The sequence below is a fragment of the Phytopseudomonas seleniipraecipitans genome (assembly GCF_900102335.1).
In the GTDB taxonomy this organism is placed as follows: Bacteria; Pseudomonadota; Gammaproteobacteria; order Pseudomonadales; family Pseudomonadaceae; genus Aquipseudomonas; species Aquipseudomonas seleniipraecipitans.
The window spans coordinates 218,775-232,995 of record NZ_FNBM01000005.1 but is presented as its reverse complement, the minus strand read 5'-3'; the positions used below and the strand labels follow the sequence as shown (position 1 = coordinate 232,995).

General features: G+C 62.2%; 12 protein-coding genes. All 12 read right to left on the bottom strand.

Going from position 1 to position 14,221, the window contains the following annotated elements; genetic code table 11:
• Window positions 1-9 precede the first annotated feature (9 nt).
• The 12 genes from BLS60_RS13000 to glnE all read right to left on the bottom strand — a co-directional run bounded on the left by BLS60_RS13000 (window position 10) and on the right by glnE (window position 14,214).
• The gene (locus BLS60_RS13000) at window positions 10-1,122 is read right to left on the bottom strand and encodes a glycosyltransferase (RefSeq protein WP_244153404.1); all 1,113 of its coding nucleotides are present in this window, start codon (window positions 1,120-1,122) and stop codon (window positions 10-12) included.
• A gap of 252 nt (window positions 1,123-1,374) precedes the next feature.
• Window positions 1,375-1,860, bottom strand: a complete 486-nt coding sequence (locus BLS60_RS21735; RefSeq protein WP_092368686.1) for a polysaccharide pyruvyl transferase family protein — start codon at window positions 1,858-1,860, stop codon at window positions 1,375-1,377.
• Entirely contained in the window at window positions 1,803-2,435 is a 633-nt protein-coding gene (locus BLS60_RS21730; RefSeq protein ID WP_092368683.1) for a polysaccharide pyruvyl transferase family protein, read from the bottom strand. Before BLS60_RS21730 ends, BLS60_RS21735 begins: the two co-directional genes overlap by 58 nt.
• A gap of 2 nt (window positions 2,436-2,437) precedes the next feature.
• The gene (locus BLS60_RS12985; RefSeq protein WP_092368680.1) at window positions 2,438-4,213 is read right to left on the bottom strand and encodes a carbamoyltransferase family protein; all 1,776 of its coding nucleotides are present in this window, start codon (window positions 4,211-4,213) and stop codon (window positions 2,438-2,440) included.
• A 78-nt stretch (window positions 4,214-4,291) separates the two neighbouring features.
• Window positions 4,292-5,722: a lipopolysaccharide kinase InaA family protein gene (locus BLS60_RS12980; RefSeq protein ID WP_092368678.1), complete on the bottom strand. Its 1,431-nt coding sequence runs from the start codon at window positions 5,720-5,722 to the stop codon at window positions 4,292-4,294.
• Window positions 5,719-6,468: a lipopolysaccharide kinase InaA family protein gene (locus tag BLS60_RS12975; RefSeq protein ID WP_092368675.1), complete on the bottom strand. Its 750-nt coding sequence runs from the start codon at window positions 6,466-6,468 to the stop codon at window positions 5,719-5,721. Before BLS60_RS12975 ends, BLS60_RS12980 begins: the two co-directional genes overlap by 4 nt.
• Window positions 6,465-7,202 carry a lipopolysaccharide kinase InaA family protein gene (locus tag BLS60_RS12970; protein ID WP_070880927.1) on the bottom strand — a complete coding sequence of 246 codons (738 nt, stop codon included), beginning with the start codon at window positions 7,200-7,202 and terminating at the stop codon, window positions 6,465-6,467. The genes BLS60_RS12975 and BLS60_RS12970 overlap by 4 nt, the downstream gene beginning before the upstream one ends.
• The gene (gene rfaP / locus BLS60_RS12965; RefSeq protein ID WP_070880928.1) at window positions 7,195-8,028 is read right to left on the bottom strand and encodes a lipopolysaccharide core heptose(I) kinase RfaP; all 834 of its coding nucleotides are present in this window, start codon (window positions 8,026-8,028) and stop codon (window positions 7,195-7,197) included. The genes BLS60_RS12970 and rfaP overlap by 8 nt, the downstream gene beginning before the upstream one ends.
• Before the next feature lie 16 nt (window positions 8,029-8,044).
• Window positions 8,045-9,166: a glycosyltransferase family 4 protein gene (locus tag BLS60_RS12960; protein WP_092368938.1), complete on the bottom strand. Its 1,122-nt coding sequence runs from the start codon at window positions 9,164-9,166 to the stop codon at window positions 8,045-8,047.
• 20 nt (window positions 9,167-9,186) lie between these two features.
• On the bottom strand, window positions 9,187-10,188 hold the full coding sequence (waaC, locus tag BLS60_RS12955; protein WP_070880929.1) for a lipopolysaccharide heptosyltransferase I: 1,002 nt from the start codon (window positions 10,186-10,188) through the stop codon (window positions 9,187-9,189).
• Window positions 10,189-10,194: 6 nt separating this feature from the next.
• Window positions 10,195-11,226: a lipopolysaccharide heptosyltransferase II gene (gene waaF / locus BLS60_RS12950; protein ID WP_092368672.1), complete on the bottom strand. Its 1,032-nt coding sequence runs from the start codon at window positions 11,224-11,226 to the stop codon at window positions 10,195-10,197.
• Between the two features lie 42 nt (window positions 11,227-11,268).
• Window positions 11,269-14,214, bottom strand: coding sequence for a bifunctional [glutamate--ammonia ligase]-adenylyl-L-tyrosine phosphorylase/[glutamate--ammonia-ligase] adenylyltransferase (gene glnE, locus BLS60_RS12945; protein ID WP_092368669.1), 2,946 nt, complete (start codon window positions 14,212-14,214; stop codon window positions 11,269-11,271).
• Window positions 14,215-14,221 lie beyond the last annotated feature (7 nt).

The following is a 14,221-nucleotide window of genomic DNA, read 5'->3' as shown; positions in this document are numbered from 1 at the left end:
CCGGGTCAATCAGGATAAGCGGGAAAGGAAGGGCAAGGACCAAAAGCGCGACTCGACCGCCTGATCGGAAAATTGATCATTCAGGCGAGCAATCATTGATGATCGGTAGTTCTTGAGTTCGCCATCTGCTGAAGTGCAGACCGCTGCAACTTTCTGCGAGAGCGCATCGATCTGGCCTTGAGGGAACAGTATGCCAACGCTGTCGACCACTTCACGCCCGCCCCCACAATCAGAACAAATTAGCGGCACCCCTGCCACCATTGCTTCCAAGAGCACCATGCCGAAGGGCTCATGATCCGAGGTCAAGGCGAAGACGTCGAATGCCTTGAAATAGTATTTGGCATTGGGGATCTGCCCGAGCAGGCGTACGGCGTGCCCCACGCCCAATTCTTCAGTCAAGGCTCGCAACCTGGCTTCGAGGCGCCCGCGACCAACGATCACCAGCAGGCTACCCGCAGGCAAATCCGGCAGGGCCTTGGCGAAGCCGCGAATGAGCGTTTCCTGATCCTTGTCTGGATGCAAACGCCCTACGTTACCGACGACCCACACATCCTGAGGCAAGCCGAGGTACTCCCTGGCATCCTCGCGCGTTACCTGCTGCGCCTTCAAGGTCTCGATATCGATGCGATTGTACAAGGTTTCGATGCGCGCCTCAGGCCAAGCAGGCAGGCTCGCACGCAGATCGTCACGCACGGCATTGGACACACCGAGCAGCATCAGACGCTTGCTGAAGGCATTGGCGAACCATTGGCGAAATCGCCTGTGATATACACCGAAGGCATGGTTCACACCGATGACGGGTACCCGCGTGGCCAGACAGGCGATATAGGTTGGCTTGAAGCGATGGGCGATGCACAGCGTGAAGTTGCGCTCAGAAGCGATCCGACGAATCGCGCGAATCGCGCCGAGCTTCAGCCCTCTGAGCGCCTTGCTGCTGTATTCGAGAAAGACCACCTCATCGGAGGCCGACCCTGCTTCAACCTGAGCGTCATATTTGCCACTCAGGTACACGGTCATGACCTTGTAAGGGCTGTCGGCAAAAAGCACGGCATATTGTCGAGCACAGTCGAGAAACGGCCCGTCGTAGCCATGACAGATCTGCAGCACCCATGCCTGGCTCATATTATTAGTATTCATCGATCCAACTCTTTTCACGGCAACGATTCAGGTGCAGGTAAGCACCCGGCAAAGTCGCATCGGCTGCAGCTGAAAATCAGGCATGCCAGCCTGATTTTCGCGCAGCCGAAACCTCGACCATCACAGTCGGAGATGCATGAATTCGCATCGTTCAATGAATTTGATGAGCGGCGCCCGAGCGGATTTTTCTGACCGTTCGGTCACATGCAAAACAGCCCGCGGCTGCTCTCTGCACCGCTATCGCGTAGCGCGCCGATCTCTGGCTACCTGGGCCATCCCGGCAAACATCGCGCAGGCCTGACCGCGAGCATCCTGCAGGAAGCTTTCGATACCCGACTGCTCCGCTTCGCTGAATACGATGCGCGGCGCATCACTAACAGCCTCCTCATACGAGGAGCGCAGGCGCTCGCCTAATCCGACCTGCTTAAGCAAGGCTTCGATCTTGTGGGTATTCGAAGCGATGGCATAGAAAGGGGTGCCGGTGACCAGGCACAAGGTCACCAGATGAAAACGCCCGGTGATCACTCCCTGCGAACGGCGCAAAAGGCCGAGGAAGCGGCGCGGCGCGAGCACGGCATAACGCCAGCGCAACTTGTCGATCCGCGAACCGGGCAACTCGGCCGGATAACGGTGCAGATAACTGGCGGCGATACGCCGATAGGCTTTCAGCCGCTTGCGCAGATTCTTGCGCAGATAGACGTTGAAGCCCTTGTCCAGCTGCAAGGGTGCGGATAGCGCAGGTGAGGATTGGCACAGCTGATGCGCCACGCCTCGCGCAACCGCTCCGTGAGCACACTGCCGTTGATCAGCAGGCCCTGACGAGCGGGCGCAGCCCCCTGGTATTGATAAGAAAGCGTCAGATCCGGAACAACCTCGGCCGACACACCGATCTCACCCAACGCAGCCTGACTCAGCACGTCGCGCACGAATATGCGCGTGAACAAGGGCGCATCGGCATTGAGCCGCACATTGTTCTGCCACACCGAATTGATCAGAAAACAGGGCACGCCATGCTCCCGACAATACCGCGCCAGTGCCCCATAACGCAGGGCCAGCGGCGCATCATCGTGCATGGTGCCTTCGCCATTGACCAGACAGATATCTGCAGCGCGAATGTCACGTTGCAGCTGCTCATCTGTCTGCCAGTCATGGTGCATGGGGCAGGCGCGCAGAATCTCCATGCCAGCCTGCTCGGCCAGCGTGTAGATCTGCTGCATCACCAAATGGCAGCCGTGGTGACCTTCCGAAGACGTGTCGTTGAACAGCAGCGTCTTCAACCCTGCCTGGCTACCAGCCAAACCTAGGACTCCACGCTACCGGACGGGTCACTGCTCGGCGCAACGACATCGTCCTTGATCACCAGAATATCTTCCATGATCAGGTACTGCAGATCCGAGCCGAAGAACATGTTCAGAGCGTCGGTCGGCGAGCAGATCATCGGTTCGCCGCGACGGTTCAGCGAGGTGTTCAGCGACACGCCGTTGCCGGTGAGTTTTTCCAGCTCCAGCATCAGGTCGTACCAGCGCGGGTTGTATTCACGCTTGAGCACCTGGGCGCGGGAAGTGCCATCTTCGTGGACGACTTCGCTCACGCGCGCTTTCCATTCGTCGTTAACCTCGAAGGTGAAGGTCATGAACGGGCTCGGGTGATCGACCTTGAGCATCTGCTCGGCAACGGTGTCGAGCATCGACGGGCAGAAGGGTCTCCAGCGCTCGCGGAATTTGATCTGCTCGTTGATACGGTCGGCCACGCCGGGGATGCTCGGACAACCAATGATCGAGCGGCCGCCGAGGGCGCGCGGACCGAATTCCATGCGGCCCTGGAACCAGGCCACCGGGTTGCCGTCGACCATGATCTGGGCGATGCGCTGCGGCGTGTCCTCGATCTTCTGCCATTTCGGCGCGTTCGGATGGCGTGCGCAGGCGGCAATCACGTCTTCGTTGCTATAGGCCGGGCCGAGGTACACGTGCTCCATCTTCTCGACCGGCACACCACGCTTGTGCGACACGTAGGCGGCAGCGCCGACCGCGGTGCCTGCGTCACCGGAGGCCGGCTGAACGAACAGTTCCTTGACCTCGGGCCGGGCAATAATCTTCTGGTTGAGCTTGACGTTCAGCGCGCAGCCGCCGGCGAAGGCGATCTTGCCGGTTTCGCGGATGATGTCGCCCAGGTAGTAATCCATCATCTCCAGCGCCAGCTTCTCGAACAGCGCCTGCATGCTGGCGGCATAGTGGATATAGGGATCGTCGGCGATATCGCCCTCCCGCTTGGGCCCCAGCCACTCGATCAGCTTGGGCGAGAAGTAGAAGCCCTTGCCCTTTTCCTTGTAGCGACGCAGGCCGATGACGTTGGCGTAGTCGGTGTTGATCACCAGCTCGCCATTCTCGAACTTGGCCAGGCGGGAAAAATCGTATTTGCTGGCATCGCCATAGGGCGCCATGCCCATGACCTTGAATTCACCGTCGAGCATCTCGAAACCGAGGAATTCGGTGACCGCGCCATACAGACCGCCCAGGGAATCCGGGTCGTAGAACTCCTTGATCTTGTGGATGCGGCCGTTCTCGCCATACCCGAAGAAGGTCGTGGCGTATTCGCCCTTGCCATCGATACCGAGGATGGCGGTCTTCTCGGTGAAGCCCGAGCAGTGGTAGGCGCTGGCGGCGTGTGCCAGGTGGTGCTCGACCGGCTCGATCTTGACCTTCTTGGCGTCAAAGCCCAGTTGCTCCAGGCACCAGACGATCTTCTTGCGATAGCGCTTGTAGCGGCGGTTGCCCATCAGGATGGCGTCAAGCGCGCGATCGGGCGCATACCAATAGCGCTTGGCGTAGTGCCAGCGCTCCTTGCCGAACAAACTGATGGGGGCGAAGGGAATGGCCACCACATCGACATCCGAGGGCTTGATGCCAGCCTGCTCCAGGCAGAACTTGGCCGACTCATAGGGCATGCGATTCTTCGCGTGCTTGTCGCGCACGAAGCGCTCTTCTTCGGCGGCCGCGATCAACTTGCCGTCGATGTACAGCGCAGCGGATGGGTCATGGCTGAGGGCGCCGGATAGGCCAAGAATCGTCAATGCCACGGATAAAGCCTCTTAGTGCGTTTGCCGAGCGTCGACAACCGCGATTGTTTGGTTTCGCCAAGCACGCCTGGAGCGGGCTCAGGTGATAGTCGGTAAACGCCGGTCCAGCTCTTGATACAGAGCGCTCCCGGCCGGCCAGTTGCGCAACAGGCGCGCACGATCCCGCGCGTAGGCGGTATTGAAGCTGCTGGCGTTGCCGTGATGATGCATGGCATCCAGATCGATCAATGCCCAGCGGCCGGCCTGCCACAAAATGTTGGTGCCCTTGCAGTCGCCGTGACTGATGCGCTCACGCATCAGCGTCGCGAACAAGGTCTGCAGCGCCTGCAGGTCCGCCTCTGGCGGCAATTCGTCTGCCTGGTAGGGCGCGAAACGGGTAATTATATCCACACCCGGAGAGTGTTCGGTAATCAGATACGCCTGGCGGCGCAGCCACAGGGTACGTCGCTCCAACACAGCCAGCGGCTTGGGCGTGGCGATGCCGAGAAACTCCAGGCGATTGCCCTCGCACCAACTGTGCCACGCACGGCTCGGGCGCCAGAAACGCCTTAGCCAGTGACCGAAACCCTTGATGTTGTAGCGCTTGATGACCAGTTGCCGAGCGCCCTGTTCGACGCGCGCCACAGTCGACGATCCGCCCAGTTTGAGCGGTTGGCCGGCCTCGATCGCTGCGTCGGGGGCCGCCAGCAGCGGCGCCAGTTGCGCCTCCTCTTCACGGCGTACAACCTGCAACCGTGAAGCGCTGCGCCAGACCCGAAAGGTCGTGCAATCACGCTCTATCTTGGCCATGTATGCCTGCATGCGTGTTACTCGTGCCTTCGCGACGGCCTTGAGCAGCGCCTCAAGCGGCAGGGCGTGCTCGCCATTGACCAGCAGGTAATGGACCAGCAGTTCTTCGATGAAATCGTCGACGGCGCCAGGCAGTTGCGCGAAGAACAACCCGAGATTGGCCAGCACTCTGTCGCGCGACAGGGGTTGCCCGGCGGTCTCGGCACGAATGCCACCGCCATCGATCAGGTACAGACGTTCATCCTGACGCAGCAGGTTGTCGAGGTGCAGGTCCTCTTGCCACAGCCCCCTGCCGTGCAACTCGGCGATGACACCCAGGGCTTCGCCAATCACCTGCTGCTGGGCGTCGCTCAGCCAGGGCTGGTCGGCCACCGATTGCCAGTCATCAGCCAGGCTACGGGCGTTTTCGAGGAACTCGAACAACAGCCAGCCACCCTCGCCCGCGCGAGTCCCGTGGTCGAGCAACGCTGGCGTGTGCAAGCCTTGCTGGGCCAGCAACTGCGCGCCCTGCAGTTCACGACTGAAATGCCGCTCGGCCTTACTGCCGACCAGCAATTTGGCGAGCACCGCACGATCCTGCCACTGCGCCTTGCCCACATAACGCTGTCCAGGCAGCACACGCAGCAGGCTGTGCAGCTCAAGCGGCTGGCCGCTCGGCAGTACGATCAATAGAGGTAACGCGGGGCTGCGCCCGGCCTCGCTCAGGGAAGTCAGTTTCATGGGCGTTGCGCCTTGTCCTTGAACCGCGCCGTCAGGCGCTGCAGCCAATGGTCCACATTCTGGGCGCTGCCCAAGTAGGCGGTCAGAAACCCAACGATATCATCGTCATTCCATGGATTAGCGCGACGCAACAAGGGTTCCAGATCCTTGGTGCGGTCACGTTCGCCGAAGAACAGCGGGCGGGTCTTCTCCAGGTCGATAAGTTGCGCAGCGAAACCATCGGCATCGGGTTTCAAGAAGATATGTTTGGGATAGAAACAGCCATGCACTTGCCCCTTTTCATGTACCTGGCGGGCGAGCGCACCGCATGCGCTGACGATGGCCTGGCGCTGCTCGCCAGCCAATTGCGCCCAACCCGGCAGCCAGCTGTCGAGATCACGCCAGCCGTCCAACGCCTGGGTCAGCAGAACGGCCCGGCGCTCACCGGCTACGCGGCGCTCGGCATAGAACGCTGCACTCATCGCCGGAATACCCAAACGGTCGTAACGACGGATGCTGCGGAATTCGCGCGCCAGGGTCGGCTCACCCAGGGGGCGCTCCAGGCTACGGGTCAGGTAGTTGCTCTGGCGCTTGAGGTAGAAGCCGTGGCCGTCCAGGTCGAGCCGATACACTGAACTCCAGCCACCGCTAGGCGATTCATTGGGCTCGTCCACCGCATGCAGCTCGAGCGCCCACAGCGCCTCGAAACTGGCCAGGTTGTGACGTTCGAGCAGCGAGCGATCCTCGCTGTCGATGAAGTCCTTCATTCTCTTCCCTCGAAATAACGCACGATCTGGCCGATACGCAGCTTGTCACTGTCGTTCAGGCGCTCTCGACGCCGGTACTGCAGGTAAAAGCGCAACCGCTGGGTACGCGACAGGTGGTATTTGGCAACCTTATCCAGGCAGGCCAGGTCCTTGACGATACGCCTGCGCAGGAACGGCCCCCACCAGAACGCCCCGGTCGGGCAGTCAATGAAAAACAGGCGGCGGTGCTCGTCGACCAGCAGGTTGCGCCACTTCAGGTCGTTGTGCGTGAAGTGATGGTCATGCAGGGTGCGTGTAGCCTTGGCCAACTGGCAGCTGACGTCGTGCACCCAGGCGCGGTCGCGCAAACGCGCGTCGCCGCTGTCGGCAAGGCGCCACATGTCCACCGTGTCGACCAGCTCCTGGGTGATCAGCGCTCCGCGGTCAAACCTGCTGCCCTTGCGCTCCATGCCGTAGGCAGCGATCGGCGCCGTCGGAATGCCCCAGGCGGCGAAGTGCTTGAGGTTCTGCCACTCAGCCTTGACTCGTGGCCTGCCGATGAAGCGCCGCGCGCCCTTGCCGGCGCCGTGATAGCGCTTGACGTAATAACGCAACCCATCGAATTCCACGCGGATTACATCCGACAGCGGATCGTGGGTAATCGCCTCGCCGTGCAAGGCAAACACCGCGTCCAGGGTCGCAAAGGCCCTAGCGGCTCCAGGTGTCGCCAATGCGGTGACGCGCCACTCACTCATGGCTCACCTCTGTTTCATACTTGCGTGCATAGCGCGTCAGCAGTTTATGCGCCTTGCGCTGCAACCAGGCCAGCAGAGCGGCTTCATCACGCAGGATCTGTCGTAACGAGCGGCCATTCCCAGCTGCAGCAAAGTAGCCCTTGAGAAAGCGCAGAAAATCACGCTGCGTCAGGCCAATGTTAAGCGCGGAGAAATACAACCCGGCCAGATCCTTGTTGCGCCAGCGCCGCGGCACGGCAGCCCGCAGCTGAGCGCGGTGCAGGTCGATCACCGAGAGGCGGAAATCAGCGGCATCGAACGGTTTGTCGGTGTGTAGCAGGAAGTGGCAGATATAGCAGTCGCGATGGTTGACCCCAGCGGCGTGCATGCGTCCGGTCATCTCGGCCACACGCTCGATCAGCGCCCACTTTAGCTGCGGCAACGGTGGCTGCTCTCGCCAGTTCAAGGTGAGCTGTTCCAGGTCGACAGTCGGCGCCAGTTCTTCGGTGACGATGAACGAATGCTGCTGCGCCGGATTGCTGCCGCGCTCGCCATAGGCGACGGCGGTCATGGTTGGCACGCCGGCCGCGGTCAGCCGCTGTATGGCTTTCCACTCCTGGCCAGCGCCCAGCACAGGCAGGCGCGCCGTGGAGAGGTTCTTGACGATCTCCGCCCAGCCGATGCCGCGATGAATCTTGACGAAATAACCCTTGCCGTCGACCTCGGTGCGCAGCGTACGGCGCCCCTCCAGCTCACGGTAAACCTGCCCCTGCAGGCGCTCGACTTCTTCGAAGGCATCCTTGCCTTGCCACAAGGTGGCAAATGGCTGTTCGAGAAACAGCTTCATGGCTGGACACTCCTCATCAAGGGCGCGGCGCCAGAATCACATCGGCCGCGTGCTGCGGCATGCTGTACAGGTCTGCGCTGTCGGCGAATGCCAGGCCGTTGCGCTGCCAGGCTGCACGCGACTCGTCGTCTGCCAGCATCTGCGCCAGGGTGCGGTTAAGCACTTCCTGCGCAAAAGGACTGGGCACTACGCGCCCCGCATCGGCACCACGGATGTAATGGGCGTAGCCGCAAATGTCGGTCACCAGTACTGGCAGGCCTGCGACCAGCGCCTCCAACAGCACCGTGCCGGTATTTTCGTTGTAGGCCGGGTGAATCAGCAAATCAGCGCCCAGCAGGAAACGCGGAATGTCGCTGCGCCCCTTGAGGATCTGCACCTGATCGCCTATTCCGAGCTTGGTGATCTGCAAGAGGAATGGTTTGGGGTCGTCCTGACCGATGACGATCAGTCGGGTGCGCTTCTTCAGCTCGGGCGGCAGCGCGGCCAGTGCCTTGAGGCTGCGATCCAGGCCTTTGGTCTTGAAGCCGGAGCCGATTTGCACCAGCAACAGGTCGTCGTCGGCCAGATTGAACTCACGGCGGAACTCGGCGCGTATCTCGGCGGCATTTTCCGGTGCGCGGCGATCCAGGGAAATCCCCGGCGGCAACAGGTGGAAACGCTCGGCAGGCGTGCCGTAATGTTTGACGAACAGCGGCTGCTGCACCTCGGAGATCATCAGGATCTCGGTGTGCGACTCGGGGGAGAACACCGCCCGCTCGTATTCAGCGAAATGCTTGTAACGACCCCAGCGGCGATACAGCGGGTTGCGCAAGGTCTGCGCCTTGTCCTCGAAGCAGCCGTCGGCGGCGTAATACACGTCCAGCCCCGGCATCTTGTTGAACCCGATCACGCGATCGACCGGGCGCTTGCGCAGATCTGCCTGCACCCAGGCGGTGAGCTTCTCATTGCGATGATGATTGAACAGCGCCTTGACCGGCACCACCACCACCTCGAAACCATCGGGTATTTCACCTTCCCAGATCGGCGTGTACACGCGAATGCTGTGGCCACGACACTGGCACTCCAGGGCGATGCGCATGAAATCACGCTGCAACCCGCCATACGGGAAGTATTTGTAGAGGATGAAAGCCAGGCGCATCGGCCCTTCGCTCAGTGGCATCAGTCTATCCCCATGTCCAGCAGCAGCGCGTGCAACTCGGTGAACACACGCTGCGGCAGTAAATCATCGAAGCACGGTTTGTCGCGGTCGCCCTTGCCAGCATCCGGGCCGCTGGCACACAGATGAATCTGCGAACGGCCATAGGCGCCAACGCGGCCTGGCAAAGTCGGCCCGTACAGCGACACGCAGGGCACATCGAGCGCGGCTGCCAGGTGACCGAGGCCGGTATCTACCGCGACGCAGGCCTGAGCGCCGGCGATCACCTTGGCAACGCCGGCGAGATTGAGCTTCGGCAGCACTGCAGCACCGTCGATGCCAGCGGCGATACGCTCGGCGCGCGCCTTCTCCACCTCGTTGCCCCAGGGCAGGCGAATCGACCAGCCCTGCTCGCTGACCTGCTCGGCCAGTTCGCGCCAGTAGGTTTCCGGCCAGTGCTTGCTCGACCATGTGGTGCCGTGCAGAAACACCAGATAAGGGCGCGGTGACGGATCTGCAAGCTGGGCGCGGTTCAAACCATAGTCGCCCAGACCGGCAGGCACGCTGTAACCCAGTGCCTGGCCGAACAACTGACGGGTGCGTTCCAGCGCATGCTGGGCACGCGGCACGCTGTAACATCGGTCGTAGAAGCGCGCAGCGATTGGCTCGCGCGCTGACTTGGCATCCAGCCCGGCCACCGGCGCGTTGACGTAACGCGTCAGCCAGGCGCTCTTGAGCAGCCCCTGGGCGTCGATGGCCAGGTCATACGGCGTATCGCGCAGGCGCTGCTTGAAGCGTGACCACTCACCATTGCATAGGGTCTGCAGCGGGTGCTTGCGCCAGCGGCGAATGGCCACCGGAATCACCTGCGACACCGCCGGATGCCACGCAGGTATCTCGGCGAAGCCCTCTTCCACCACCCAATCGAAACGAATACCGGGGTTGGCCCGCACGGCATCGGTCAGCGCCGGCAGGGTATGAATCACATCGCCCAGCGATGACGTCTTGATCAACAACACTCGCATCCGGCGCTATACCTCGACCGGACGGGCAACGAGCCGATCCAGTGCCTCATTGGCAACACGCGGCTCGAGCTGCACCAGGCAGTTGTAATGGCCGAAGCGGCACGTGCGATCGAAGCACGGGCTGCATTCGATACCCAGCCGGACGATTTCCACCTGTTCAGCAAGCGGCGGGGTGAATTGCGGCGACGTCGAACCGTAAACCGCCACCAGCGGACGATTGAGCGCTGCCGCCACGTGCATCAAGCCGGAGTCATTGGACACCACCGAGGCGGCGCAGGACAGCAAGTCGATGGCCTGCGCCAGGCTGGTTTCACCAGACAGGTTGACCACTTCCTCGCGCAATCCTGGAATCAGCCGCGAACGGATGTCTTCACCAACCGGATGATCCTTCTTCGAGCCGAACAGCCAAACCTGCCAGCCTTCACGAATCTTGTGCTCGGCGACGCGCGCATAGTGCTCGCTCGGCCAACGCTTGGACTCACCGAACTCGGCACCGGGGCACAGCGCGAGCACCGGGCGATCCAGCACTAGGCCGAAACTCGCCAACGCCGCGTCGCGGGATGCCGGGTCGATGCGCAGCGACGGTCGCGGATACGGCTGCGGCAGCTCGGCGCCCGGCGCATAGGCCAGCGCCATGAAACGCTCGATCATCAGCGGATAGCGGGCCTTGTCCAGGGTGCGAACATCATTGAGCAGGCCGTAACGCATCTCGCCTTTCCAGCCGGTGCGCACGGGGATGCCGGCGAAAAACGGCACCAGTGCCGACTTCAGCGAGTTGGGCAGCAGGATCGCATGGTCATAACGGCCCGCCAGCGACTTGCCGATGCGCCGCCGCGTGGCCAGTTCCAGCACGCCATGGCCGAGCGGAAAGCTCAAGGCTTCACGCACCTCGGGCATGCGCTCGAGGATCGGCCGGCTCCATTCCGGCGCCAGCACGTCGATCGCGCAATCGGGGTGGCGCGCTTTCAGGCATTGGAACAATGTCTGCGCCATCACCATGTCGCCTACCCACGAAGGGCCGATGATCAGAATATTCATACGCTCAGTTCGATAGAGAAGCCCGAGGGCGGACGGCTGCCATCAACTCAGACCCAGTTCACGCCAGATACGCATCACGTTGCGTCGGTGCTCGTGGAACTGGTCGCCACCCACTACCCCAGGCTGCTTCTGCAACGCCTGTCGGTGGGCTGCAGAGCGGTAGGTTTTGTAAGCGTCCTGAAGCAGGGTCGCCTCGCCATCGCGGAGCAATCCGAGCCGATCCAGGCCTTCCAGAATGCGGATGTTATCGGTGAACTCGAGCAGCACCGGGTGCTGTTTCGACCACGCCAGGGCCGCGTATTGCACCATAAATTCGATATCGACGATACCTCCGGCATCCTGCTTGAGGTCGAAGGAGGCGGCTGCGGTGAAGGCGCTCTCTGCGGTGCCGGCGGCAGTGGCACGAGTGCCCAGGTTGTCGCGCATCTTGGCGCGCATCTCGCTGACCTCGGCCTGTAACTTGGCCTGATCGCGCTCGCGAGCCAGCACGGCGACACGCACCTCGGCAAAGGCCGCCGCGACCCGCTGACAACCGACCAGCACCCGCGCACGCACCAGCGCCTGGTGCTCCCACGTCCAGGCCTCGCCTTCCTGGTAGCGACGAAAGGCGCCAAGCGAGCTGACCAGCAAGCCGGCGGCCCCGGAAGGCCGCAGGCGCATGTCGACGTCGTACAGTTGGCCCGAGTTGGTCTGCGCGGTCAGCAGATGAATGATGCGTTGGCCCAGGCGGGTGAAGAACTGCGCGCCGTCGATGGACTTGGCGCCATCGGTCTCGGCCTGAGGATCGCCATCGTGGATGAATACCAAGTCGAGGTCCGAGCCGTGGCCCAACTCGATACCGCCAACCTTGCCGTAGCCCACAATGATGAAGTCCGGCGCACACAGGCTGCCATCAGGGCGCTGCGGCGTGCCGTGGCGGGTGACCATCTGCCGCCAGGCCAGGGCCAGCACCTGGTCGAGAATGGCCTCGGCCAGCCAGGTCAGGTAATCGCTTACCTTCATCAGCGGCAGCGTGCCGGCAATTTCCGACGCCGCCACGCGCAGACCGTGAGCCAGCTTGAAATGACGCAAGGCCTCCATCTGTTGCTCGAGGTCTTCCTCGGGAATCCGCGTCAACCGCTCTTGTAATTCGGCGGCCAGTTCTGGTGCCTGCGGCGGACTGAAAAGACGCCCCTCGTTGAGCAACTCGTCGAGCAACAGGGGAAAGCGGCTGATCTGCTCGGCGATCCACGGGCTGGCCGCACACAGCGTCAGCAGGCGCAACAGTGCACCGGGATTTTCGGTCAACAGCACCAGATAGGCGGAGCGCCGGGCAACCGCTTCTATCAGCGGCAGCACCCGCTCGAGCACCAGATCCGGTTTTTCCTGCTCCACCGTGGCGGCCAATAGCCGGGGGATGAAGGCATCCAGACGCTCGCGGCCGATGCGCTGCATGGCACGCACCTGATTGCCATTGCGAAGGCCCACCAACCGTTGCCAGGCCGCCTGAGCATCGTTGAAACCGGCTTCGGCGAGCTGCCGGCACGCCGCCTCTTCGTCCTGATCGTCATTCCACAGCGGCAGCCAGGCGGCACCGACCATGGGCTCCTCGCCAGTGTCCTGATCCTCGTCCGGGTCGGCGATGACCTGGCGGAAATGCCAGTCGACCCGGCCTCGCCAGTGCATCAGCCGCTCATGAAAGGCGTCCCAGTCTGCAAAGCCGAGCATGAAAGCTACCCGGGCGCGGTCCTCATCGTTGTCCGGCAGCATTTGCGTCTGCCGGTCATCGATGGCCTGCAGCGCATGCTCGGTGTACCGCAAAAAGGCATACCCGGCGAGCAACTCGTCGACCGCCTCGGCCGGCAAATAACCCTGCCCCTTCAACGTCTCTAACACCTTGAGCAGCGAGCGCTGCTGCAGGCTGAGATCGCGCCCGCCGTGGATCAGCTGGAATGCCTGGGCGATGAACTCCACCTCGCGAATGCCCCCGGAGCCGAGCTTGATGTTCTCGGCCATGCCTTTGCGGCGCACCTCCTGCTGGATCAACTGCTTCATGGTGCGCAGCGCGTCGATGGCCGAGAAGTCCAGGTAACGTCGGTAAACGAACGGGCGCAGCATCTCCAGCAGTTGCGCGCCGGCCTCCTGATCACCACCAACCACCCGCGCCTTGATCATCGCGTAGCGCTCCCAGTCACGCCCCTGGTCCTGGTAGTACTGCTCCAGCGCATTGAAGCTGAACACAAGCGTTCCAGACGATCCGTAAGGGCGCAGGCGCATATCGGTACGGAACACGAAGCCGTCGACAGTGATGGCGTCGAGCGCCTTGATCAGCTTCTGGCCCAGGCGGATGAAGAACTCCTGGTTATCCAGCGGCCGTTTGACACCCTGGGTTTCGCCGCCTTCCGGGTACCCGAAGATCAGGTCGATGTCCGACGACAGGTTCAGCTCGAAGGCGCCAAGCTTGCCCATGCCGAGGATGACCATATGCTGCGCCTCGCCGGTGCGCCGCCCGACCGGGGTGCCGAACTGCTCGCAATGCCGGGGGTAGAGCCAGTGATAGGCCAGATCGATGCAGGCGTCGGCCAGGTCAGAGAGGTCTCGGCAGGTTTCAACCAGATCCGCCTGTCGACTGACATCGCGCCAGATGATGCGCAGTTGCTGACGATTGCGAAAGCGCCGCAAGCTTCTCGCCAGGTCGTTTTCATCGTCACACTCGCTCAGTAGCTGCGCCAGCTGTTCGCGCAACTCGCCGGGTGCCAGGCGCCGCTCCAGCTCGCCACTGGCGGCCAGGTAGAGCAACATCTGCGGATCGCGTACGCCTTGTTGCGTCACGAAGTCGCTCGCCGCCGCTACGCGCTGCAACTGCTCTTTGAGCAAGGGCGGCCAGGCTGCAAAATCAGCGGCCGCCTGCGCAGAAAGCTCATGCAAGGCCTGGTGCAACGACTGTTCGGCGCGCTGGGCCAGTGGAGCTAGAATGGCAGGCAAAGAGACGAGCGCGGGCAAGCTCATGGTCTAT